The organism is Paenibacillus allorhizosphaerae (genome assembly GCF_042659105.1).
Lineage (GTDB): Bacteria > Bacillota > Bacilli > Paenibacillales > NBRC-103111 > Paenibacillus_G > Paenibacillus_G allorhizosphaerae.
Genome location: NZ_JBHSRV010000001.1, coordinates 1,572,256 through 1,596,223, shown reverse-complemented (window position 1 = coordinate 1,596,223; position 23,968 = coordinate 1,572,256). Strand labels below are relative to the sequence as shown.

22 protein-coding genes are annotated in these 23,968 nt (G+C 53.5%); 17 read left to right on the top strand and 5 right to left on the bottom strand.

Annotated features, from left to right (window positions below; translation table 11 throughout):
- The first annotated feature begins 9 nt into the window (after positions 1 to 9).
- Complete coding sequence (locus ACFQI7_RS07020) at positions 10 to 630, top strand: HAD-IA family hydrolase (RefSeq protein ID WP_218098554.1); 621 nt, start codon at positions 10 to 12, stop codon at positions 628 to 630.
- A 63-nt stretch (positions 631 to 693) separates the two neighbouring features.
- Positions 694 to 1,767 (top strand): aspartate-semialdehyde dehydrogenase, encoded by a 1,074-nt coding sequence (gene asd, locus ACFQI7_RS07015; RefSeq protein WP_218098553.1) that lies wholly within the window; start codon positions 694 to 696, stop codon positions 1,765 to 1,767.
- 117 nt (positions 1,768 to 1,884) lie between these two features.
- Here asd and ACFQI7_RS07010 read toward each other — a convergent pair whose 3' ends face one another.
- Positions 1,885 to 2,415: a GNAT family N-acetyltransferase gene (locus tag ACFQI7_RS07010; RefSeq protein WP_218098552.1), complete on the bottom strand. Its 531-nt coding sequence runs from the start codon at positions 2,413 to 2,415 to the stop codon at positions 1,885 to 1,887.
- Positions 2,416 to 2,766: 351 nt separating this feature from the next.
- On the opposite strand from ACFQI7_RS07010, the gene ACFQI7_RS07005 reads away from it, so the two are divergent.
- From ACFQI7_RS07005 to ACFQI7_RS06985, 5 genes are all read left to right on the top strand, one after another.
- Positions 2,767 to 4,080 (top strand): ABC transporter substrate-binding protein, encoded by a 1,314-nt coding sequence (locus tag ACFQI7_RS07005; RefSeq protein WP_218098551.1) that lies wholly within the window; start codon positions 2,767 to 2,769, stop codon positions 4,078 to 4,080.
- Between the two features lie 103 nt (positions 4,081 to 4,183).
- Complete coding sequence (locus ACFQI7_RS07000) at positions 4,184 to 4,756, top strand: hydrolase (protein WP_218098550.1); 573 nt, start codon at positions 4,184 to 4,186, stop codon at positions 4,754 to 4,756.
- Between the two features lie 186 nt (positions 4,757 to 4,942).
- On the top strand, positions 4,943 to 6,922 hold the full coding sequence (locus ACFQI7_RS06995; RefSeq protein ID WP_218098549.1) for an ATP-dependent DNA helicase: 1,980 nt from the start codon (positions 4,943 to 4,945) through the stop codon (positions 6,920 to 6,922).
- Between the two features lie 55 nt (positions 6,923 to 6,977).
- The gene (locus ACFQI7_RS06990) at positions 6,978 to 7,895 is read left to right on the top strand and encodes a helix-turn-helix transcriptional regulator (RefSeq protein ID WP_218098548.1); all 918 of its coding nucleotides are present in this window, start codon (positions 6,978 to 6,980) and stop codon (positions 7,893 to 7,895) included.
- A 75-nt stretch (positions 7,896 to 7,970) separates the two neighbouring features.
- On the top strand, positions 7,971 to 8,507 hold the full coding sequence (locus tag ACFQI7_RS06985) for a DinB family protein (RefSeq protein ID WP_218098547.1): 537 nt from the start codon (positions 7,971 to 7,973) through the stop codon (positions 8,505 to 8,507).
- Between the two features lie 169 nt (positions 8,508 to 8,676).
- Here ACFQI7_RS06985 and ACFQI7_RS06980 read toward each other — a convergent pair whose 3' ends face one another.
- Positions 8,677 to 9,987, bottom strand: a complete 1,311-nt coding sequence (locus tag ACFQI7_RS06980) for an ABC transporter substrate-binding protein (protein WP_218098546.1) — start codon at positions 9,985 to 9,987, stop codon at positions 8,677 to 8,679.
- A gap of 61 nt (positions 9,988 to 10,048) precedes the next feature.
- The gene (locus ACFQI7_RS06975) at positions 10,049 to 13,693 is read right to left on the bottom strand and encodes a chondroitinase-B domain-containing protein (protein ID WP_218098545.1); all 3,645 of its coding nucleotides are present in this window, start codon (positions 13,691 to 13,693) and stop codon (positions 10,049 to 10,051) included.
- Between the two features lie 298 nt (positions 13,694 to 13,991).
- Between ACFQI7_RS06975 and ACFQI7_RS06970 the strand changes: the two genes are divergently transcribed.
- The 9 genes from ACFQI7_RS06970 (at position 13,992) to ACFQI7_RS06930 (ending at position 21,010) form a co-directional block, all read left to right on the top strand.
- On the top strand, positions 13,992 to 14,714 hold the full coding sequence (locus ACFQI7_RS06970; protein ID WP_218098544.1) for a hypothetical protein: 723 nt from the start codon (positions 13,992 to 13,994) through the stop codon (positions 14,712 to 14,714).
- Positions 14,715 to 14,745: 31 nt separating this feature from the next.
- On the top strand, positions 14,746 to 15,162 hold the full coding sequence (locus ACFQI7_RS06965; protein ID WP_218098543.1) for a GntR family transcriptional regulator: 417 nt from the start codon (positions 14,746 to 14,748) through the stop codon (positions 15,160 to 15,162).
- Positions 15,159 to 16,079, top strand: coding sequence for an ABC transporter ATP-binding protein (locus tag ACFQI7_RS06960; RefSeq protein WP_218098542.1), 921 nt, complete (start codon positions 15,159 to 15,161; stop codon positions 16,077 to 16,079). The genes ACFQI7_RS06965 and ACFQI7_RS06960 overlap by 4 nt, the downstream gene beginning before the upstream one ends.
- Positions 16,076 to 16,984, top strand: coding sequence for an ABC transporter ATP-binding protein (locus tag ACFQI7_RS06955; RefSeq protein ID WP_218098541.1), 909 nt, complete (start codon positions 16,076 to 16,078; stop codon positions 16,982 to 16,984). Before ACFQI7_RS06960 ends, ACFQI7_RS06955 begins: the two co-directional genes overlap by 4 nt.
- Positions 16,977 to 18,254, top strand: a complete 1,278-nt coding sequence (locus tag ACFQI7_RS06950; protein WP_218098540.1) for an ABC transporter permease — start codon at positions 16,977 to 16,979, stop codon at positions 18,252 to 18,254. Before ACFQI7_RS06955 ends, ACFQI7_RS06950 begins: the two co-directional genes overlap by 8 nt.
- 111 nt (positions 18,255 to 18,365) lie before the next feature.
- Complete coding sequence (locus ACFQI7_RS06945; protein WP_218098539.1) at positions 18,366 to 18,947, top strand: uracil-DNA glycosylase; 582 nt, start codon at positions 18,366 to 18,368, stop codon at positions 18,945 to 18,947.
- Between the two features lies 1 nt (position 18,948).
- On the top strand, positions 18,949 to 19,569 hold the full coding sequence (locus ACFQI7_RS06940; RefSeq protein WP_218098538.1) for a DNA-3-methyladenine glycosylase: 621 nt from the start codon (positions 18,949 to 18,951) through the stop codon (positions 19,567 to 19,569).
- A 214-nt stretch (positions 19,570 to 19,783) separates the two neighbouring features.
- The gene (locus ACFQI7_RS06935; protein WP_218098537.1) at positions 19,784 to 20,149 is read left to right on the top strand and encodes a group I truncated hemoglobin; all 366 of its coding nucleotides are present in this window, start codon (positions 19,784 to 19,786) and stop codon (positions 20,147 to 20,149) included.
- A gap of 165 nt (positions 20,150 to 20,314) precedes the next feature.
- On the top strand, positions 20,315 to 21,010 hold the full coding sequence (locus tag ACFQI7_RS06930) for a DUF7002 family protein (protein WP_218098536.1): 696 nt from the start codon (positions 20,315 to 20,317) through the stop codon (positions 21,008 to 21,010).
- Between the two features lie 5 nt (positions 21,011 to 21,015).
- Here the strand turns inward: ACFQI7_RS06930 and pyrE are convergent, their stop codons facing one another.
- Positions 21,016 to 21,600: an orotate phosphoribosyltransferase gene (gene pyrE / locus ACFQI7_RS06925; RefSeq protein WP_218098535.1), complete on the bottom strand. Its 585-nt coding sequence runs from the start codon at positions 21,598 to 21,600 to the stop codon at positions 21,016 to 21,018.
- A gap of 235 nt (positions 21,601 to 21,835) precedes the next feature.
- On the opposite strand from pyrE, the gene ACFQI7_RS06920 reads away from it, so the two are divergent.
- The gene (locus ACFQI7_RS06920; RefSeq protein ID WP_218098534.1) at positions 21,836 to 22,213 is read left to right on the top strand and encodes an OsmC family protein; all 378 of its coding nucleotides are present in this window, start codon (positions 21,836 to 21,838) and stop codon (positions 22,211 to 22,213) included.
- A gap of 65 nt (positions 22,214 to 22,278) precedes the next feature.
- Here ACFQI7_RS06920 and ACFQI7_RS06915 read toward each other — a convergent pair whose 3' ends face one another.
- Positions 22,279 to 23,910: a PucR family transcriptional regulator gene (locus ACFQI7_RS06915; RefSeq protein ID WP_218098533.1), complete on the bottom strand. Its 1,632-nt coding sequence runs from the start codon at positions 23,908 to 23,910 to the stop codon at positions 22,279 to 22,281.
- Positions 23,911 to 23,968: the final 58 nt, after the last annotated feature.

Here is a 23,968-nt window from a genome sequence, read left to right as displayed (position 1 = left end):
TGCAGGCACATGAATGCAAAACCCCAACTGGTTCTCGATATCGGAGGCGTGTTGCTGACCAATTTATCGCCGCAGCTGTGGCAGCAATTGTCCGTGGAAGCGAATGTCCCGGATAACGTGATTGCGTCGCAATTCAAACAAGAGGTGCGCGAAGCACTGTGGTCCGGGAAGATGACCGAGGAAGATTTCTGGAGCTGGCTGTGTGTATCGTTTCCTTCGATCGATGAGCAAAAGGCCCGCAAGCTGCTTCACGCCAATCTCGTTGCACTGCCGGCGCTATCCTATTTACCGGCATGGAGCCGGATCGCCGACATCCACCTGCTAAGCAACCACCGGAGCGAGTGGGTCGTTCCCGCACTGGCGGCGGTCAGCGAGTATATCGAGAGCATCACCATATCCAGCAGCATCGGCTTCTGCAAGCCGCATCCCGAAATGTTCGAGGCGCTTGCTTCCCGATTCGGCGCGTTCGACCGCATCTTGTTCGTCGACGATCAGGAGAAAAATTTGAAGCCGGCAGCAAAGATCGGATGGGATACGCTGCTCGCGGATTCAGGCGGAGCATGGATCGGAGATGTATCCCGTTACTTGTCCGACCCGCAGCTTGACAGCCGTAACCGCAGCGCCGTATAAACGGTTGACAAAAGCCCGGTTCCTCCATAGAATAGTGTAAATTATCAGGAGGAGTGGTTGTACATGGGAAGATTAAAAGCGGCTGTTGTCGGGGCAACCGGGATGGCAGGGCAGCAGTTCGTTCAAGCGCTATCCGGGCATCCGAATTTTGAAGTGGTGACGATGGTGACATCCCGAACGGTGAAGAGCTACGGCGAAGCGCTGCTCGAATCGAACGGATCGTCCCGCTGGACGCAGAGCGCCCCGGTTCCGGCCGATATGCTGGATGTACCGGTGTTGTCATCGCAGCAGTTCCGCCCGGAATCGGTGGACGTCATCTTTACGGCGATCGAGTCCGATCTCGCCAAAGAGCTGGAGCCTTGGTTCGCCAAGACAACGCCGACCTTCTCGACCGCTTCGGCCTTCCGATATTACGACGATACGCCGCTGCTCATTACCGGCGTGAATGACGATCACGCGCCATTGATCCGCAAACAGCAGCGGGAACGCGGCTGGAAAGGATTCGTGCTGGCGGTTCCGAACTGTACGGTGACCGGACTTGCCGTTACGCTGAAGCCGCTGCATGAGCGGTTCGGGATCGACAACGTGCTGATGGTTTCGATGCAATCGGTGAGCGGCGCGGGGAGAAGCCCCGGCGTGCGGACGCTGGACATACTCGACAACATCATTCCATACATTCCGAATGAAGAAGGAAAAGTAAGGAAGGAGCTTCTAAAAATATTGGGGCAGTATGCCGGGGAAGGTATTCGACCTGCCGAGATCAACGTCAACTGTATTTGTACGCGCGCCAATGTACTGGACGGACATACGGAATCGGTATTCGTCGGATTGAAGCAAAAAGCCGAATTATCGCAAGTCAAGGCAGCGATTGAGGCATTCAATCCGTTCGGAAACGTTAAGCTGCATTCCGCCCCGGAGCGAATGATTCACCTTCATGAAGATCCGTTCCGTCCGCAGCCCCGATTAGACAGGGAGCTCGGCGGCGGGATGACGACGAGTATGGGACGCTTGGAGGAAGAGCCGGTGCTTGGCGGCGTCAAATATGTGCTTGTATCGCACAACACGAAGATGGGGGCCGGCAAAGGCGCCGTTTTGCTTGCCGAATCGATGCTGGAGCAGGGCATACTGCAGGTATGATATAAATTTATTTTTCAGATCGTCCGAAGCCGCCGCAAGGCGGCTTTTTCCCATTAAGCTTGCGCTGCAAACGGAGGCCTCTTGAACCTCGCTCAAACTTCATGCTGTTTTGCAGCTTTATTTTCGATTGATATGGTATAGTACATGCGGATATAGAGGACTCTCTTTCTCGACTTTCGGGTGGTTGAACATTTTCACGAAACGCATGCCGATTTTGATCATAACGTTCTTCGAAGGTTGATTCACCTCAGCTGTAAAGCTGTACACATCGCTGAAGCCCAATTCGTTAAATCCGTATTGCAAGCAGGCTGAAGCCCCCTCGGTTGCATATCCTTTTCCCCAAGCCTCTCTTTTCAGCCGCCACCCAATTTCGATACATGGTGTGAAATCTGCCTCAAAGGTTGCCCTATGAAATCCTATAAACCCTATAAATTGTTTATTTTCCTTCACTTCCACGGCATAAAGTCCAAAGCAGCATTCGTTAAACTCGGATACGATCGTATGATAGAACGCATTTGTTTCTTCGGTTGATAATGTTTTTGGAAAATATCTCATCACCTCTTCATCCGCATTGAGCCGGCCAAATGGCTCCAAATCTGATTCTTCCCAGTCCCGCAACCGCAATCTCGAAGTTTCCAAATAGATCATTTTACACCTCCGGCACCATGGTTGTGAATTGGCGGTTTATCGCACGGAAAACAGGCGATATTTGTCCAGCATGGTTTCTTATTCGACGCCGTATTCTCGTATTCCTTGCCGTCTACTGGTGTCGCGCTGCAGCTTGTCGTTATAAAGGTCCATTCCCGCGAATATCAATAATTACATTGGTGTGCGGTTCCGGGAGTACAGAACCGGCATGCGCAAGGAACATCAGGAAATCATCCGGCGTAGATTCCAGCGGAAGAAAGGGGGGCGCTGCTGTTCTCCGAAAGGATAAAACAACATGCGAAACGATACCGCATCGGTAGGGGATTCTATTCGTGAGGAGATGTGTCGGGAATGACCATGTCAAATTTGAAAAAAATTTCAATGCCGCTTGCCATTATGCTGATGGCGTCTACAGCGGCTGCCTGCAGCGGAACAGGCCCGGCAAAGGAAACGGGGGGCAATGTATCCGAAAAGCCGGCCGCAAGCAAAGATCCGGTCGAAATCATATTTTACTCTCCGCTCGCGCCCCGTACAGTGGAACAGTTCATGAAAGAACGCGGGGATGACATTCAAGCCAAATTTCCGAATTATAAAATCAAGTTCATTCCATACGCTAAGGGGACGGAAACGGCCGATCTGATTGCCGCCGGTCAAACGGTCGACATCATTATGTCCACGACGACGACGATCAACGAGCTAGTGAAGCACGGATTGCAGTACGACATGACGGAGCTGATTAAAAAGCATAAGTACGACCTGAACCGGCTGGAGCCTTCGCTTGTTCAGTTTATGAAAGAGTACTCCGAAGGCGGCATGTACGGCCTTCCCGTCAGCGTGAGCACGTTCAATCTCGCGTACAACAAGAGCGTTTTCGATAAATTCGGCGTTGCCTATCCAAAGGAAGGGATGACGTGGGACGAGGTTTACGAGCTGTCGAAAAAGCTGACACGTACCGAGGGCGGGGTGCAATATTACGGTCTGACGATGTCCGTCCCGCACATGCTGAACATTAATCAGCTCTCTGCGCCTTATTACGATCCGAAGACGAACAAAGTGCTACTCGAGGAGGACAAGTTTAAAGCCGTGGTTAGCAACTATGCCCGATTTTACCAACTGGCCGGCGATAAAGCGGGCGATTTGATAACGCAATGGCAAAATTATTTCGTCAAAGATCAGACGGCGGCCATGATGGTATATTACGCCTCGTTTACGCTGGAAACGAAATTCGATTTCGATTGGGACGTCATTTCGATGCCTTATTTTAAAGAAGCGATGGGCGTCGCTCCGCAATATACGCCTTCTTATATGGAAATCGCGGCAAACAGCAAGCATAAGGATGAAGCGTTCGAGGTTCTGGCATATTTGACTTCGGATGAGTATCAGATGAAGCAATCGAGGCAGGGGATTATGACCTCGCTGAACAATCCCGGCGTGAAAAACGCGTTCGCCCAAGGCTCGGACATTTTGAAGGGGAAAAACATTAAGGCGTACGCCCCCGAAAAAGCTGCGCTCATTACGCCGAAAGATCAGTTAAGCGGCATTGCCGGAGCCAAAGCGACAAGCATCTTCAAAAATATCGTCACCGGCCAAAGCGATATCAATACGGCGTTAAGAGATGCGGCGGAAGCTGCCAGAAAAGAAATCGAGACGGCGCGAGTCAAATAACGGCTCGGGCGGTTGGCAAGGAGAAGTACGCGAGAGATTTGCAATGACATCCCCAAAGGATTAACATCGATAGTGACAAGATCATGCGAAAGGGGATTACGGGATGTCATTCCATATTCAAGCCGCCAAGACGGCGCTCGTCGTCATCGATTTGCAGAAAGGCATTGTTGCGCATAAGGGGGCTCCTCATGACTCCGGAACGGTTGTCGCGAACGCCTCCCGGATGGCGGAGGCGTTTCGCAGCAACGGCGCCTTCATCGTCCTTGTGCGCGTCGCTTTTACCGACGGGAAGGAGGCGCTGCGCCCGATCACGGATCAGCCCCCGGCCCCGGCAGCGGCACGGCCGGCCGATTGGGCCGACATCGTGGAGGAGATGCATCCGTCGCCGTCGGACCATGTGATCACGAAGCGGCAGTGGGGCGCCTTCTTCGGCACCGATCTCGACTTGCAGCTGCGCCGGCGCGGCATCGATACGATCGTGCTGTGCGGCATTTCCACGAACATCGGCGTCGAGATGACGGCGCGCGAGGCGTTTCAGCATCATTACCAGCAAATCTTTGCCGTCGATGCGATGACCGCCATGTCGGCTGAAGAGCACGACCATACGGCCAAGTATATTTTTCCGCGGATCGGCCGTATTCGGACGACGGACGAAATCGTTAACGCGCTGGAATAATCGGACGGCCGGAACGTACAAAAAAAACGAGCGCTTCAAGCCGCATGACGGCGGGAGAAGCTGCTCGTTTTTTGTTCCTTATATGTATATTATACCACAAAATGGAAGAAAAAAACAGACTGGTTCTGCTGCGGATTGCCGTGTAGACTGTTCCAGTAATGACTCCCATCCTCTGGAGGCGTGAATATGGACATTCAGAAATCGGCCTGTCACCCTGCAAGCAGTCGGTATCCTTTCGCATACGATCCTACCCGATCTTACCTTTTGCAAGTTCGCGAATGGGTGGCGGACGTGTTTTACGACAGGTTGCCGGACTGCGGTTTCGAAGTTCGCGAGGAACAAATTTATATGGCGTATCAGCTCGAACGGGCATTCAGAGGCAAAGAGACGCTGTTTGCCGAAGCGGGCGTCGGTACGGGAAAGACGATGGCGTACTTGCTGTACTCGCTTTGTTATGCCCGGTATATGCGCAAGCCGGTCGTCATCGCTTGTGCAGACGAGTCTTTGATCGAGCAGCTCGTCAAGCCCGAGGGGGATATCGCCAAATTGAGACGATACTTGAACCTCGATATCGACGCCCGTTTGGCCAAGTCCCATGACCAGTACTTGTGTCTGAACAAGCTGGATGACGCGAGATTCATGAGCGCGGAAGCGGAGTTGTTCGAGGAGCTGCATGAGACGCTGCCGGATTTTGTCCGTTCCCGCATGTCGATGCAACCGTTCCATGCTTACGGCGACCGGAAGCATTATCCGCATTTTACCGATGAGCAGTGGAACGAAATCAGCTGGGACGTCTTTCAAGACTGTTTTATTTGCGATAAAAGGCAGCGCTGCGGGCAAACGCTGTCGCGTGACCACTACAGGAAGGCGGCCGATCTTGTCGTTTGCTCGCACGATTTTTACATGGAACATATATGGACTGGAGAAAGCCGGAAACGGGAAGGGCAGCTGCCGCTGCTGCCTGATCATTGCGCGGTCGTGTTCGACGAAGGGCATTTGCTGGAAGCGGCGGCGCAAAAGGCGTTAACTTATAAGCTGAAGCATTCCGTATTCTTAGAGCTGCTCCAGCGTCTGCTTCAGGGGCAAATACGCGAGTCTTTGGCGCTGCTTATAGAACAAGCCATTGCACAGAGCGAGACGATGTTCGGTGTGCTGGAACGGCAAAGCATGGCGGTTCTAGGATCGGATCGGAAACGCATCCAATGGGACGACGGGCTGAAGCGGGAGATCGGACGGTTTCGACACATCGTCGTGGAGATCGAAGAAGAACTGGTATTGGAGAGCGGATTATATACGTTGAACGAATACCATCTTCGCATTGTGGAGGAACATTTGGAAATGCTGCAGAAAGCTTTGGGGCTGTTTGATCGACCGGAGCCGCCTCTCTGCTGGGTCGCGGAAGGCGAAGAGAGAGAGCCGGTACTGGCGATCATGCCTCGGAAGGTGAAGGAAGTGATGCAGGAGAACGTATTTGAGCAGAGCATGCCGATCATTTTTTCATCGGCGACGTTATCCGTGGACGGTTCCTTCAAGTATGTCGCGGAAAGTATCGGTGTCAGCAGGTATTTGTCGTTCACGGTTCCATCCCCGTTTGATTACGGGTCTCAGATGGAGGTCGTTGCGCCCCGGTGGGCGGACGAAGGTACGTTCGCGGAGAAGATGAATGCCGCCGTCTACTGGCTCAAGCGTACGGAAGGAAGAGCCTTGATTTTGTTCCGTACAAACGAGTCGTTGCTTCGCTTCAAGCAGGAAGCGGTCCGTCATCCGGAATGCGCAGGAATGCGGTTCGGGTTCGAGGGCGACCGGGAGCTTAGCGATCTTGTCGCTTCGTTTCAAAGCGGCGAACGAGGCGTCCTGTGCGCGGTTCGCTTGTGGGAGGGACTTGACGTGCCCGGGCCGTCGCTATCGAACGTCATCATTTGGTCACTGCCATTTCCTCCTCACGACCCGGTTTATGAGGCCAAACGCAGCGAATGCGACGATCCTTTCGCGGAGGTCGATTTGCCGTTTATGCTGCTGCGGCTCAGGCAGGGGATCGGGCGATTGATCCGTACGCGATACGATTCCGGCATCGTCGTTCTGCTGGGCGAGCAGATGCATGACGGCAGCGGCATACTTGCAAGCGTTCAATCGATTTTGCCGCCGGGCGTCGCGCTGAAAATATGATATAATATGGAAATGTTTTCGCGCAATGCAGCGATCCATTCATGGGGTGAAATAGATGAAACTGGAACGTCTCATATCAATGATTTATATGCTGCTCAATAACGAAGTGTTGTCGGCTTCGGCTTTGGCGGAAAAGTACAACGTATCCCAGAGAACGATATACCGGGATATCGATGCGATTTGCGCCGCCGGCATTCCGGTCGTATCCTATCAGGGCGTGAACGGCGGCTACGGCATTATGGAAGAGTACAAGATGGATAAAAGCTTGCTTGGTTCCTACGACGTCGAATCGCTGATCACCATCCTGCACAGTATGTCGACCGTGTTCGAGGACGAACGCGCTCTCGAAACGATTCATCGGCTGCAAACCGTAGGGCAGGAAAGCCAGACGCAAAGCTTGTCCATGGATATTGGGAGCTGGCGCGCGAATACGGAATCGCTTCGGCTGCTGCGAACGGCCATTACCGAGCGGCGCGTCATTCGGTTCGATTACATTAACGCCAAGAACGAGCGAACGAATCGCATTGTGGAACCCGTTCGTCTGATGTATAAGTACGGTGCGTGGTATTTATACGCCTTTTGCAGGACGCGCGCGGATTATCGCGAGTTTCGTGTGACACGCATGGCGGATGTGACAGCCACGTTGGAGACATTCCACCGCACGCACGTCGTGGAGCAAAGGGAACGCACCTACGACATGAGCCGGCAGGCACATAAGGCGGATGTAGTGCTGCATTTTTCCGTCGATTCGCTCGCCATGGCGATGGATCATTTTTACGATGCGGACAAACGATTCAACGACGACGGCTCGCTTACGATGACGCTGAAAATCGTCAATCCGGCGGAAGCGAGATGGCTGTTATCGATTCTGCTCAGCTTCGGCGACAGGGTCGAGGTGATGGAACCGGCGGAATTGCGACAGGTCATGAAAACGAAGCTCGAAAAAATGTTATCCCGTTATGCCGAAGTGTGACAGTCTGTTGTCATACTTCGCGGTGTATACTGAGTTCATCAAATCGCAATGTGAAAACAAAGGAGGAGATGAACAATGTCAAATGCCGTAACAATGTATAACTTTCACGTATGGGCGAACCAAACGATGATCAACCGGTTAAAGGAGCTGCCGCGCGACGTCTACACGCAGCAGATTCAGAGCATATTTCCTACCATCTCCAAATTGCTTGCGCACATGTATTTCGTTGATCTCAGCTGGTTCCATACGATTAGCGGGATAAGCATGAGCGAGGCTATGGAGAGGGCGCTGCAATCCCAGGAACAAGTGGAATCCAGCAGCCTTGAGGAGCTGGAGGCGATGTACGCTGAATTGTCCGTACGGTTCAAAGCGCTTCTTGACGGCCAAGACGATTTGGAAAAGACGATTGTACTTGACAACCCGTATGCGGGCGTGCGAAATACGAGGTTATCGGAAATGGTTCTTCAGGTGGTCAATCACGCAACGTATCACCGGGGCAATATATCGGCGATGCTCCGTCAAATGGGGCATGCCTCGGTTATGACGGAGTACGCATTGTTCTGGTATCAGGACGAAGCGAAAGCCGCCGAGACGGCACCGGCGTCGGTGTAAGAGAGAATGTGCGTCGCAAGGAGGGCCCAGGCTTCCGAAGGAACGCCAAGCCTATAGCATTATATAAGAAAAGCGGCTGGACAACGAGATGTCCAGCCGTTTCTGTATGAAGCTGACGCAAGAAGAACATGCTAGGCTCTCCGCATCTTTTTATGTCTGTGCGACGGGACTATTTTTTCGCGGAAGCTTCAATATCTTTGACCGCTTGCTCGGTTCCTTTGCGGAAGGCGGTATTCGCGTCGCTTACACCCTGCGCCAGCTCTCTAAACGCGTTCGAAGCTTGTTTTTCCGCCAAATCGTCATATATCGTCTTCGGGCTGATGGGAGCCGGCTTGGCGGGATAAAACGCCTTGATGTTCTTGCCCTTGAGCTGAGGAATGTCTTGCCCGAACGATTCGAGCAGCTTCGGATTTTTCACGATCGGCATCCCTAATCCATCTTTGGCGAACTTCTCCTGCATTTCATCCGAGGTCAAATATGCCAATACTTCGAAGGCGACATCTTTATTTTTGCTCGTGCTGGAGACGCTGGCGAAGGTCGGATACATCTGGGAGCCTACACCCGGCGCTTCTTTGAACGAAGGGAGCGGGACCGCATCCAGATTCATTTCGGGCGGTGCGCCTACCATCGTGCTGTTAAAGTAAGCATACATGGCGAGGGTCCGGTCTTTCGTGAACAGATCGGCTTCTTTGCCGTATTTGTCTTTCGGCAGTTCGGCCCCCGGCATGGAATAAAATCTCGTGAAATTTTCGGACATTTGCTTGAACTTATCCGAGCCGAACGCCGGCTGATTCGTCTTCTCGTCGACAAACGGCAGCGATAACTGGTTCACGCGAAGCATGTGCGAGATGGAGGTCAGGAAGCCGTAATGCTGGACCCCTCCGTCGACGCGCGTCATCTTTTTGGACAAATCATACAGGTCATCCCAAGTCATGCCTTCTTTCGGATACCCCACGCCGAATTTATCGAACAGATCTTTGTTATACATCAGCACTTCGGCGGTTGTAAAAAGCGGGAGGAAGTACGTCTTGCCTTTGCCGAATTGTTTAACGAAATCGTAAGTGGTCGTTTCCAGCTTGCTCGTATCGTAATTATACTTCTTCATGTATTCGTCCAATTCGCTTTGCAAGTTGAAATTTTGAAATTGGGGAATAAAGCCGATGGAAAGAATAACGATATCGAGCGGCAGACCGGACGCGATCACTTCGTTCACGCTGGTACCCGTCCCGAAAGGAATAAATTTCGGCGTGACGAACGGGAACTTTTCCTTAATTTTTTTGCCCATCAAATCCATAAATTGTTCTTCCGTCGTTCCGGTATTCGGACGGTAGAACGTCAGCTCGACCGGCTCCCGGTTCGCATTCGCCTCTTTTGCTTTTGGCGCGTCTCCCGCCTTCGTACCCCCTCCCCCGCTGCAAGCGGACATTCCGAGCAATGCGATAATGGCGGTGGAAAGCAGTACACGGTTTCTTTTGTTCATTTCCGTATCGCCCCTTTTCCTATAATGATCCCTTCGCAAACACTTCGTTCGGCAGCGCTTCCTATTTAATACTCAGCTGACCTTTAAAGTTCTTCCCCTGCAGGTTGACGAGGGGATTGCCTTCGGCTCGTTGTCCTTGCCAGACTTGAACGGTCAGTATCGAAGACGGCTTGGACGCGTCATCCATCCGTATGCGGACCGTGTAAACGGCGCCGTTGTCGTCCGTGGCTTTGCCCTGAATATAGGCTTCCGTTCCGGCCGTCACAAGCCACTCGGCCTGCGTCATCGTCAGACGCAATCCTTGAGGCTCCGAATGGAAGCGCGCGTAGCCGGTAATGCCGCCCTGCGGCGTCCGTTCCCATCGGCTTTCGAGGTGAAGCTTCTTGGCCTTGCTTCCGATAAGGCTTGAAGTGTCGTCAAGCTCGATAAAGCCGTTCGCCTGCACGGAGCTTGCGCCGGGACTGTACACCGCGACGGTCACGGGCGAAGCTTCAAGCGCCTTGTAATACGGATTGCCGCCGAGCGCGGCTTTGACCTCATATAGCCCGGCTGTCAGGTTCGTTTCGGCCGCGGCCCGGCCATACGCATCGGAAGTAACGGTTACGGCGGCGTAAGGTACCGCTTGACCGTTTGTCTGCAAACGGCGAACGTCAAAACGTACGGGAAGCCCCAGCATCGATCCGGGCTCTCCGTCATCCTGCTGCGTGACCGCAGCGGACAAGGGCGATTTGGCTCCGACCGGCACGGCGGCGGAACCGGTATAGACGACGTTGGCTTCTTCTTTGCCGACCATCAGCACGCCGGCTGCATTGCTGCCGAGCATCGACCGATCGGCAGCTCCCGCATAAACGGCTTCCATGGGGTATTCGGCCGTATCCGTTTCCGGTGCGGCGCCGGCGTTGACACGGAGGCTGACAGCGGCTTTGCCGCTGCTGTCGGTTACTGCCGTTCCGGCCGGTTCGTGATTCACGGTGAAGCCAACCGTTTGGTTAGCCAGCGGCGTACCGTCCGCGTCCGTTAACAGTGCGCTGAGCGTTACGGAATCGCTGTACGTTGCCGAAACGGAAGGAAGCGTAAGCTTCGTGGCAACGGCGCGGCCGGCCGCAATAAACTCGTTGATATTGTTCCACGCATCTTTCGTATTGCCGTGCCCGCTGAACAATACGTATCTGGCCGGCGTTTGTTCGAACGCGAACAGCTCGAGATCGGATGTTTGCCCGCTGCTGGCGCCGCTGAACACCCGTTTCCAGGCAACTCCGTCGTTGGATAGGTCCAGGTCGAAGCTGTACTTGTCTTTGTCGCCGTTCAGGAAGGCGATCAGCGCGTATTGGAGCGGCTTGCTCTCGCCGAGATCGAACCGGATCCAGTGCTCGCCCTTCGCCGCCCATCGCGTCGACAGCGTCCCGTCGATCGTGTTCGGCGGCGGGTAGCTTGCGTGATAGCCAGGGCTGGCTGTGACGCCTGCGATGCCGTAGGGGAGCAGCGGCTCCGTCACGCTGCCGTATACCGGAAGGCCGGTGAGGCGGACCTCGTAGCGCGAGTAAAAGTACCGGTCCTGCCGGTCTCTGACGTAGATGACGGCGGTCCCGAATGTTTCCTGCGGCGGAACGATTTCCACCGTATGCGAGCTGGATGCCGTGACTGCAGGGATTCCCGATGTGCCAAGCGGCAGCTTATACGTGTAGCTGTACTGTGACGGAGCGAAGTCAGGAACGGGGATGCCGTTCACCTGGATGCCGTCAAGCTTCGGAAGCGGGGATTCGACCGGCGGCTTGCCGCTCTTGGATAGGGCGATGCGATCCAGTCCTGCGCCCGGAGTAACCGGCCGGATCGTTACATCATGTGTTCCGTCCGTCAATGCGATCGGCGCTTGCGCGGTCGTCCATCCCCAGTCGCCTCGCGCCGCCGCGGCCGGTGCTTCCTGTCCCCCGTCGACGGACACCAGAAAGTCGCGCGTTCCGCCGGAAGAAGCGTCGGCCGTTTTTCCAAGCAGATGAAGATAGAGCGTTCCGCCGTGCGATACGTTGATCCGGTAGACGAGCTGATCGGATGCGCTGCCTGCGCCGGGCGATTGCATATATGCTCCGCCGCTGCAAGCGCTGCAGGCAAGCTTGGCGAAACCTTCGGTTCGAATCGAAGCATCCTCCGCTTCGATAAAGGTCGTAAATTCAGCGTCCGCCGGAATCGGAGTGACGGGAGGCGAGAGTGGGCCTCTGACGATCGGATCGACCGAGTACTCGTCGGCCCCGGCATCACGCGACCCGTTCCGCGCCTGTCCGTCCATGTCCTCCGCAACGTAGGCGTAACTTCCGCTGGCGGAATCGATGGCCGGGCTCCCTGCGGACAGCTTCTTCATGCCGTCGGTGACGGTAAACAGCGGATCGGCGCTGCGGACTTCGGCAGCGGATCGCGAGCCGTTCGTCAAAGTGGAGCCGAAGCCGATATTGCCTTCGAATGCGGTGTTGCCTGGTTTGTATTCGTTATACAGCGTACCGGTCGTATTATTGACGATATTGTTTGCAAGAACGCTGTCCACCGGGGGATATGTGTAGCTTTTTCCTACCATGATGCCGGTTTTGCTGTCCACGATCGTATTGAAAGCGACTTGCGTGCGGTAGACGCGCCAATGCTTGGTCAGATCGCCGCTAACGTAGTCTTTGGAGTCCGGCCCGCCGTCGAAGTCGCCGCCGTCCAGACTGAGTGTATCGCCGGTCAGTTTTTCCATGTAGTTGTTATATATTTTGTGGTCCGTGCCGTAGATGCGAATGCCGCCGACGCCGGACTTTATGCCGTCTCCGAAAAAGTAGTTGCCGTAAACGCTATTGTTGTTTCCGTGGCGCAATGTGAGCTGGCCTTGCGAGTTCCGGAACGTGTTATACCGGATCTCGTTGCTGCTGCTCTTCACGGATACGACCTCGGGATCGCCGTCGCAATCTTCGAACAGGTTGTACTGCACGGTGGAGAAGCCGTCCAGCAGCGATACGCCGGACAGCCCGAGGCGGATCGTTTCCAGGCCGTTGGCGATGCGCGGGCCGACATTTTTGAAATAGTTGTATTCGATGAGCGTATATTGCGCCATATTCGTCGAGCCGTTGCCGTCCACGGCAACGACCGGTCCCGGATCGGTTTTGTTCGCAAACTCGTTATGGTCGATCCGGTTATGGTGGCTGTTCGATCCGCGGATGTTCAGCCACTTGATGTTGGCACCGTCCTCGTTCAGGTCGAAGCGGCTGTTCGTCACCCGGACATGATGGGAGGCGTCGATGGCAACGGCGTTGTTGCCGGTATTGGTGAACTTTAGGCCATCGATTACGACATAGGAAGAACCGCTGACGGTCATATAAGCGCCGCCCGAAATTTCCGCCTGGCCTTGATTGGCGGCCTTGATGATAATCGGGTTCGTCTCCGTCCCTTGCTTGCCGCTGATGGTGAAGGAACTGTTCTTCGTGTAGATGCCGTTCGCCAGTACAATTGTCGTTCCGGCGGAAGCGCCGGCAAGCGCGGTTTCCAATTGGGCCGGGCTGGATACGTTCACTACACTGGCGGCAAGCGGCGCAGAGCTAATTGCGTCGACCGGCCCTGCGCTGCGAGTCACGCCGCTGTCATGTAAAGGTACGGGCTCTGCTCCGATGGCAGGTGCAGCAGGCAATGACAAAGTCAATGATGCGATCATTCCGAAATGCAGCAACGTGCGGTAAAGCTTCATTAAGAGCATCTCTCCTTTGAATGGGGGATAAGTAGAAAAATGTACGGGCGATCAACAAATTTTTAAAGCGCTTTCTTTTATTGTAAGGCAAATCATTGGGGCGGGTGATGTCCGAAATACACATGTTTTCGCCTAATATTCACCAATTTGATAGATATTTCAGAAAATTCAGGGTTGAGCAAATGGTTACTCCGGCCTATTTTTTCATGAATAATTGAAAGCCTTACCTTATATGTGTATACTGTTAATATAAATATACACAGTAAACACACTTTATTGTTGAGGCAGGTGCTGTCGAATGTGGAATAACGCCTTGTTTATTATGAAGCACGAGCTTAAGCGTTCCAACTGGGGCAAGCTCGTATCCGTCGCATTGTATTTGTATCTCGGCATATTTTCCGGACTTATTGCGAGAGGGATGTACTTTTCCAGCACGGGAATTGCGGATCGCTCCTTAAGCGCAGCGGTCGATATCATCTTCCTGTGCGGCATAAGCTGCCTCGGGTTTGCGATGGCCGGCGAATATTTGACCTACCATCGAACCGATTTCTTTTCGCGAAAGGTGCAGTATATGAGGCAGCTGCCGATCAGCATCTCGGAAACGGTAGGCGCCAAATATTTGCAGATGGGCGTGACGCTCATCGCGCAGACGCTGCTGTTCTTCCTTCCGTTTTATTTCATCGGCCGGATCAGCGACCTGCTCACGTTCGGGCAAAGCTTGGCTTTCATCCTGGTCTGGGTCTACTTCGGGGCATGCATGAGTGTCGTGTTCGCTTACAAAGAGCTTGGCGGCACCGGGAAATCTTACATGCGGTTTAGCTTGATCTTCACGGTTCTTCTCGTTGCCGCGTCGGTAGGCATCAAAGTTTTGGGAACCGGCTTCCTGGAGCTGACGATGCAAGGCGCTGTAAGCTTCGGCCTATGGATCATCGTTCTCGGTGCTGCATTATCCGCTTTTTGGATATGGCTATGGTTCCGCTTGACCGTGAATAAAATTCGCAGCCGTTCGTTTGTCAGATAAGTCCCGCGCGGCCTGGAAGGAGGAATATCAAATGCAGGTGCCGATTCAATTATCCGCGGATTCGGCGGAGCCGATGTATCATCAGATCGAAGTGCAGCTGCGGTCGCTTATTTTGAGCGGGAAGCTGCCCCAGGGAACGCTGCTCCCTTCCATCAGGGAGTTTGCCCAGGACCTCAGCTGCAGCATCATTACGATTCGCAGAGTATATCAGGATTTGGAGAATGAAGGGCTGCTTCGAACGAAGCAAGGTACCGGCACGTTCGTTGCGTCCGTTAGCGAAAGCGAGCGGGAGCAATACCGCACGGGAGCGGTCGAGGAAGCGTTCCGCGCCGCGGTCGCAACGGCGCAGCGCGTGCAGCTGACGCGGGGGGAGACGGAGAAGCTGTTTCGCGATTGCCTGGACGCGATGATGCCGGAGAACGCCGATGAAGGAGGAAACAAGGAATGAACGCATATGAGGTCGTATTGCAAGGTGTGGAAAAATCGTTCGAAACGTTCCATTTCGGACCGTTCGACTTGAATATCGAGCCCGGGGTCTGTACAGCTTTCGTCGGGCCTAACGGTTCGGGAAAAACAACGCTGTTCGAAATGTTATTGAATATATGCCGGCCCGATCAAGGGAAGATCACCCTGTTCGGCAGCGAATACGAGCAGCACGATGTCGATATCAAGCGAAGGATCGGCTATGTGCCGGATCGGTCGTTTATCGAGGAATCCTCGAGCCGAATCGAGGAATTGGCTGACTTTCACAATCATTGGTTCCCGGCATGGAGCAAGGACAAGTGGAACGAATTAAGCGAACGGTTCGAGCTGAACCCGAAAGCAAAGGCGAATTCGTTGTCCAAAGGGATGAAGCGCCGGCTTGCCTTTTGCCTCGCGATCGCCCAGCAGCCGGATCTGCTCATCCTTGACGAGCCGTCTTCGGGCTTTGACCCGTATATTTGGCGCATTATGCTGGATGTAATTCGCGAATTTATGAACAGCGGCGAAAAAAACGTGCTGATCGCCACCCATACGATTGAGGAAGTGCGACGGCTTGCCGATTATGTCGCTTTTCTGTACGGAGGCAAGCTGCTCGATTACAAAGAGAAAGACGCGATGCTGGACGAATGGAAAGCGCTGTGGATCGAATCGATGGATCCGGATAGGCTGAAGCTTCCCGGCGTAGTCGAATGCGAGCAAGGAGCGCTGACGCGGTTCGTTACGCGGAACGCAGCATTGACGGAAGAAGCGCTGCAGGCGGCCGGAATCCCGGTAATCAAGCGGCAGTCGCTCGAATTGGACGAAATTTTACACCATATGATTGCGGAAAAAAAGCATAAGGAACAAGCCGCAAAAAGCCGGAAAGGAGCGGAAAACACATGATTCCGTTAAAGATAGACCACGTCACGAAACGGTATGGCGGCAATGTCGCCGTGAACGAGATCGACATCGAGGTGCGCCCCGGAGAAATATTCGGCCTGCTCGGCGCGAACGGTGCAGGAAAAACGACGACGATGCGTATGGCGCTCGGACTCATTCTTCCCGACGAAGGCTCGATTTACTGGAAGGGCAAAGGGTACTCCGACGAAGTGCGCCGATGGATCGGCTATTTGCCGGAGGAACGCGGATTGTACCCGAAGGTGAAGGTGAGCGAGCAGGTGCTGTATCTCGCCGAGCTGCGCGGCATGAAGCGCTCCAAGGCGGAGCAAAGCTTGCGCAATTGGCTGGAACGGTTCGAGGTGCCGGAATATTACAACAAAAAGGTCGAGGAGCTGTCCAAAGGGAACCAGCAAAAGATTCAATTCATCTCTGCGGTCATTCACGATCCGGACATCCTGATTCTCGACGAGGCGTTCAGCGGTCTGGATCCCGTCAATGTCGAGCTGCTGAAGACCAACGTCACCGAGCTTCGCCGGGAAGGGAAGACGATCTTGTTTTCCAGCCACCGGATGGATCATGTCGAAGAGCTGTGCGAGAACATTATTATGCTTCACCGCTCGAATACGGTATTGAAGGGCAATCTGAGGGCTATCAAGCGTTCATTCCCCCGCGAGCGGGTGCTGCTGGAAACGGAACGAGGGGTGCAAGGACTCGAGAGCATCCCTGGCGTCCGCTCGGTTAAGACGGGCGAAGCGAGGACGGAAATTATGCTCGACAAGCCGGATGCGGCGCAGGAAGTGCTGCACACGGCGATGTCGCAAACGGAAGTGTACCGCTTTCAAATTATGGAGCCGACGCTGAACGAGATTTTCATCAAGACGGTAGGGGGGCAAGGACCTCATGAATAAGCTGATGACCGTTATTCGCTTTACGTTTCTTAGCCGGGTGCAAACGAAATCATTTGTCGTAACAACGCTTATTTTTGCCGTAGTGCTATCCGTCATGATTAATTTGCCGGCCATGATTTCGAAGTTTTCCTCATCCGGCGAACAGACCAAGATCGGCTTTGTCGGGCAAGAAACCGAAGTAACCCGGGCGCTGGCCGGATACTTTGACAGGCAGGAGACCGGGCTGCTGCTCGTGCCGCTTGGAGATGCCGGCTCGAAGGAAGCGAACGCCAAGCTGGGGAAGGAGAAGCTGGAGGCGAAGGAGGTTAAAGGCTATCTCGAATGGAGCGAGGATGCCGCGGCCGGTTTCCCGAAAGCGACCTATTATGCGAAAAGCTCGATGGATTCTTCGCTCACGGCGAAGCTGAGAAACGGTTTGCAATCTGTCAAGGCGGAAATCGTCGTGAAGGACCTGGGGCTGACGGCGGAGCAGCGCGCCAAGCTGAACGCGCCGGTATCGCTGCAGTCGGTGCAGGTGCATGAAGGCACGAGCGGCAAGACGGAATCGCAAATGAAGATGGCTTATGTGCTCGTGTACGCGCTGTTGTTCCTTCTGTATATGACCGTCATAGGCTACGGCAATATGGTTGCGACGGAAATTACGGCGGAGAAAAGCTCCCGCGTCATGGAAGTGCTTATTACGAGCGTTGCTCCGCTCAAGCAAATGTTCGGCAAAATCATCGGGATATGCCTGCTCGGTCTCGTTCAAATCACGGTATTCATTGTCGTTAGCGCCGCGAATATGCTTATTCCACAAAACTTGGACAAAATCAAAGGTCTAAACATCGATCTCAGCGATATGCAATTTTCACTGCTCGGCTTTTTCATCGTTTTTTACTTACTCGGTTATTTTATATACGCTACGATGTTCGCTGCGGTAGGTTCGCTTGTCAGCCGTACCGAGGAAGTCGGGCAAGCGATTATGCCCGTGATGTTCCTCATTATCGGGGGATTCATGATCGCGATATTCGGCTTGCAAAACCCGACCGCCCCGTTCATCGTCGCGATGTCGTACGTGCCGTTCTTTTCGCCGCTCATTATGTTCCTGCGCATCGGCATGAGCGACCCGGGCTGGTGGGAAATCGCGATTTCGATCGCGGTGACGACGGCGACCATGCTTGCGCTAAGCTGGCTGGCCGCCAAAATTTACAGGGTCGGCGTATTGATGTACGGCAAGCGGCCCTCGTTCAAGGAGCTTCGCAAGGCGATGAAGGCGCTCAAAGTCAACTAATCGGGAATAGCTTGAACCGTATATTGGGAAAAGTAGTCACGAACCTTCGGAAGGGCGGAAGTCTTAAGTCTAATGCCGTTCGCTTATCGAACATTTGAAGGAGGACCGTTTATGCAAGCGTTCAGGCCCGTAATACTGCCGGAGGAGGCGGCTCCCCCGCATGCGGCGCAGTGCGAACGATGCGAGCTTGCCAAGCAGCGGCATCGCGTAGTCTGGGGCGAAGGCAACCCGGATGCGCCCGTGTTTATTGTGCTCGATAACCCCGGCTCACGCGAGGATCGGGAAGGGAACCCGTTTGTTTGCGGTACGCGGGAAACGCTGCAGATTGGAATGAAGGAAGCGGGTTTGGATAACGGGCTTGTTTATGTGAGCTACCTGCTGAAATGCCGGCCGGTACGGGCCTATAATAAACCGGCTGCCCGAGAAGCGTGCTTCCCGCATTTGCAATTCCAGTTTGCGGAGAAGAAGCCGCAAGTTTTGTTTGGATTAGGAAATGTCGTTGTCGAGACGTTGTTTCCGGGCCTTGAGGCGGACGTCAAAAGCTACAGGGGAAAATGGCATGACGTACAAGGCGTACCGGCGGCTTTTTCCTACCATCCGCTAGCGGTTCGCCGCCGCCCGGTTCTGATGAAATATTTCATACAAGATTTGCAGCTTGTTGCCGATAAGGTAAACCGCATGGCTGTCGAATGAAATGGAGATTTTTCAAACAGGGGGAGGGAGCCCGTTGAAGTTTGAGCCCGTGGACGTTTCTTTGTTTCAATGGCCTACGCTTGAACTGGCGCAGGCGCTGCTCGGCAAGCTGCTGGTAAAGGAAACGGAAGCCGGTACGGCTTCCGGGTGGATTGTGGAGACGGAAGCTTATATCGGACCGGGGGACCGTGCGGCGCATAGCTTCGGCAACCGGAGAACGCCCAGGACGGAAATCATGTTCGGTCCGCCCGGCTACGCCTACGTGTATGAGATGCATACGCATTGTCTCATCAATGTGGTCAGCGGGCCGGCCGGCCATCCGGAGGCGGTTCTGATTAGGGCGGTCGAGCCGTGTACCGGACTGGAGTGGATGTATGAACGCCGCGGTGCGGGGAAAAAGAAACAAGAGCTTGCCAATGGCCCGGGAAAGCTGACCAAAGCGCTGGGGATCGTGAAGGCGGACTATGGGAGGCCGCTGTTCGAGCATCCGCTCTTTATCGCGGAAGGGCGTCCGGTCGCTACGATCGCCGCAGGGCCGAGGATCGGTATCGGCAATACCGGCGAAGCCGTGCACTACCCATGGCGTTTTTGGGAGGCTGGCAGCACCTTTGTTTCGAGGTAATGAGTAGTCGGAATGAATTCACAGTGTCGAATACGCTTGTTTCTACAATCGTATATTATGCGGACTTGATTTTACTTTTACAGTAGTCAAGTCTTTTGTGTCGTATGGAGATTGGAAAGCCGGCTCGATCGATTAGTTGGAGACAACGCATATTATTTAGGCAGTGCCGAATAATAACCCAATGAAATGATTTCATCAGGGGGAAAATAGACGCATGACGGAACCGACGACTCTATATCAAAAATTTGGCGGAGAAGAAGCGATAGCCAAGGTGGTTGACTATTTTTACGATCTTGTACTCGCTGACGATACCGTAAATCATTTTTTCGAACACACGGATATGGAAAAGCAGCGACGCCACCAAACGAAATTCATCAGCTACGCTTTAGGAGGACCGAACCAATACACGGGACAATCGATGGCGAAAGTCCATACAGGGATGAATTTGCAGCCAGTCCACTTCGATGCCATCGTCAAACATCTTCATGATGCGCTTGCCCATTTTGGCGTTAACGAATCCGATATTGAAACGGCTTTAGCGAAAGTGGGCTCGCTTCGGGAAGATATATTGTATAAATAGGGTGGAGTCCGAGGATACGCTGCAATGCCGACCACGATGTCATGGTCGGCATTTTTGCGCCCGGATGGCCGTTGTACCGTTATAATCTCAACCTGCAACGACTGGCACATTCAGGATAACTGTCTTAGGCCCGGAGGGGATAATCGTGGGAGGAGGTTCGTGGGCATGGACTGCATGGAAACCGTGGTCGCCGCAGTTACGAAAGCTGCAGGCAGAAAATCGCTTTATCATTTTACGAGAGCCGGCAATTTGAGGGCGATGGCTCATTTGGATTGCTTAATGTCAAGTTATGCCTTATATCCATATAGCGCGGGCGAACGCCGTCCTGAGGCCAAACAAGTGAAATATGGCGAACACGCGGCTACCATAAATGCTCATCTCCGGATTCCGGAACATATGATGGATGCCGCTTGTACGCTGGAGCAATTTCGGAGCATTCTCGACCGTCATGTCTTTTTTTGGCCTACCGTCAGGGATTGTCGGAAGATGCTGGACACCTACACGAGAAGAGAGCCTGATGAGTCATTTGCGATTCTGAAGCTCGACGCGTATTCCTTATTGTCCGCTCATTATGGAGCCGTCAAGTTATCCAAATACGACTCGGGCAGCTCGCCGCGGTTTCCGCATCGGTGCTCGTACAGGAAAAGTCCGGCCATGTTCCTCCAGCTGGCGCGGTTTCAGACCGTCTCGAACAGCGTAGTTCCGGCAAAAGCGTCCGAAATTCGGGAAATCCTCGTAGAAGGCAGGGTAACTCGCTTATCTGACTATTTGCAATGCATTTACATCGAAGAAAAAGACCGCCAAGCAGTACCCGAGCGATGGAGAAATATTGCTCAGCCGCTCATCGGCGTATTTCGGTGAACCGATTACGGGGTTGACCGGCAATCCGCATGTGGCAGAGCCGCTGCCTCTGTATGATCTGACTGCGTTCCTGCGGAATGCAATTCATCCGTCGTAAATAAAGCAGTGAGCGCAAGTCCGGCATCTTCCAGCGCTTTCCGATTTCGAGGTGATCGCTCAATGACGCACAGTACCGGGCCGAGGCGTGCTCCGAGCACTGCGAGATCCTCGGCGCTTGCAATAATTTGTCCGCCGGTCGTGACGACATCCTCGATGATGCACACCCGTTTTCCCTGGATGCCGATCCCTTCGGCCAACTTTTCCGTCGCGTACGGCTTTGCTTTTTTTCGCACGAAGACGACCGGGATTCCGGTCTCGAGCGATAACGCGGTGGCAATCGGGATTCCTCCCATCTCGATGCCGGCCAATACTTCCGTATCCGCCGGAACGATATCCTTGAGCTTCTTCGCAATCGCACCGAGCAATTTCGGATCGGATTCGAACAAATATTTATCCAGGTAATGATCGGACATTTGTCCGGAGCGCAGTTTGAACGTACCCGCGACATAGGCGGTTTCGTAAATCGTTTTTGCCAGTTCATTACGGTTCATGGTATCCCTCCATTTGTTTGCTTCCGATATCATAACAGGAAGGGAGCGCCGTCAATATGTTGGGATCGACAAAAAAAAGCGCCGATCTTTGTAGATATGGCTAATGCAATGGATGTTCCGTTTGATTATAGATAATACCTATAAAATTAATAGTATTTATATATTTCGATAATAGCATGAAATGGATCATAATAACTCTACCATACTTGGTACAAAAAGGAGAACGGATGGAATTATGGTCATTTCAAAAAACGGAAACGAAAACTACACCACTGAAATTTTTAACGGTACCGAGACCATCTGCTCGGACGTTACCAAAGAAAAAGGGGGAAGCGGCCAACATTTTCGCCCGCATGATCTTATCGAAGCCGGATTTGCATCCTGTTTGAACATAACGACAAGAATGGTGCTTGACTCCATGAATTTGGGTTATGAAGATGTTACCGTTCAAGTGGATTTGGATCGAAGCAGTGACGCGAGAACGATTTTTAACTACCGCATTGACATCGCCGGAGAGCTGGATGAAGAAACGAAGCGGGTCGTAGTGAACAAAGTCATGAACTGTCCTGTCAAAAAAACATTGTCCAAGCCGCTGGAATTTCGGATGGCATAGACCGTCCTCGTTCCCGAACGTTCGATACGCATGTGGCACGAACATATCGAACGTTCGGCAGTGAATCAGACGGTTTCGGTTAGCAGCAATTGGCGTATTTTCAGCCCGACATGCAGCAGCAGCCGATCTTCCGCGTCGTTTACGCTGCAGCCGGTCAATTGCTCGATTTTTTGCAGCCGATATTTTATTGTATTCACATGAACAAACAGCTTCTCCGCGGTTTCCGTTAAGGAGCCATGATGTGCGAAATAGCTCGTCAGTGTTTCCACCAGATTCGCCCCGTGAATCGCATCGTATTCGGCAAGCTTGCCGATCGACTCCGCGTGCAAACTTTCCAGCTCGCTGGAATCGCGGCACTGGCTCAATATTCGAAAGAGGCCCAGGTCTTCGTAATGAATGATGCCATGGTTTCGGAGCGGCCTGCCGAGTTGAAGCGCCTTGCAGCATTCGGTGTAGCCCTTGTGGATGCCATCCAGGCCGGGATACCATCTTCCAACGCCAATCGTAATCGATAACTGTTCGAATTCGTCGGTAAGCTGCCGGTGCATCGAGTCCGCCGGCCGCATGGCGGATTGCCTGGAGGGGCAGTGCCGATACGGATACAGGACGACAATGTGCTCCTGTAGACACGTAACAATGACGCTGGATTTATCGAATCGAAAGGCGGCGTTCACTTTGTTCAGCAGCTTTCGTTTCCATTCGGGGTTCCAGATCGCTTCGCGGGTATCGACTTCATGGCCTGTCGTTCGCCGGTTAGCGGCAATGCTGTAAACGGCATAATGCGATGTTAAATCCCACCCGAAACGCCGGCCTTTCTCGATCGTTTCCGCGATGTCCGCGACCCGACCCTGCAGCACGTCCGCCATGACGTTGTCTTTGAACGTCTGCTCTACGTCCGATTTGGTAATCGCTTTGAGAAATTCAAGCGCAATCAGGATCATCGTGCGTTCCAGCACATGAAAATCGTGCTCATGAAAGTCCCGTTCCGAAGACCGGCACGTTATATCGCCGACCAGTTCTTCGTTCAACAGCACCGGTGCGACGAGGCAAGGGAGCTTTTGCCGGTTGACCATGCGCTCCATTCGAACCGGGCGCTTTGCGGCCGTCAATTGTTTTTTTTGGAGGCCGGTTAAGGGCGCAACCTCGATTCCGTAACGAAGCTCCGGCGAGGGAAGCTCCGTTCCGATCGAGAATTGATGGCCCGTCATCTGCTCCACGGCTTCGATTAACGCAGGGACGCCTTTCCCGCTCATGGCCAATTCCGTAATCCATTGGTAAAATGATTCCAGGTGCGCTTCGCCCGGATCGGTTTGGCTCAAGATGAACTCCATAAGCGGAGTCATAATATCCAAATAAGTCGCTTCGCTGTCAATTTCGATGATCGGCAGCCCAAGCCGGTCGCCCGCTTCGACGATCGCCGCGGGGATTTGTTTCACATACTGCCCGGTTTTGATCGCGAGCCCTGCGCTCCCCGCTAAAAGTAACCGTTGCACCAAGCTTCCGATCGCTTCCTCATCATCCTTGATCGGGTATAAACTGGTCAGCAGCAGGACGTTCCTTTTCAACCAGCGAATGACATCGGGCACTTCCATGACCGTAACCGCATCAAGCGTTCGATTCAACCCGTCCGCGCCCGCAACGACTTTGCAGTGAGCAAGACCGCCGATTCGCATCGCCTCTCTCATGGTGATTCCCATTTCGTTCTGCTCCCCCATTTTGGTCATCGATGGTATTTATTATAACAAAACTTGCCTG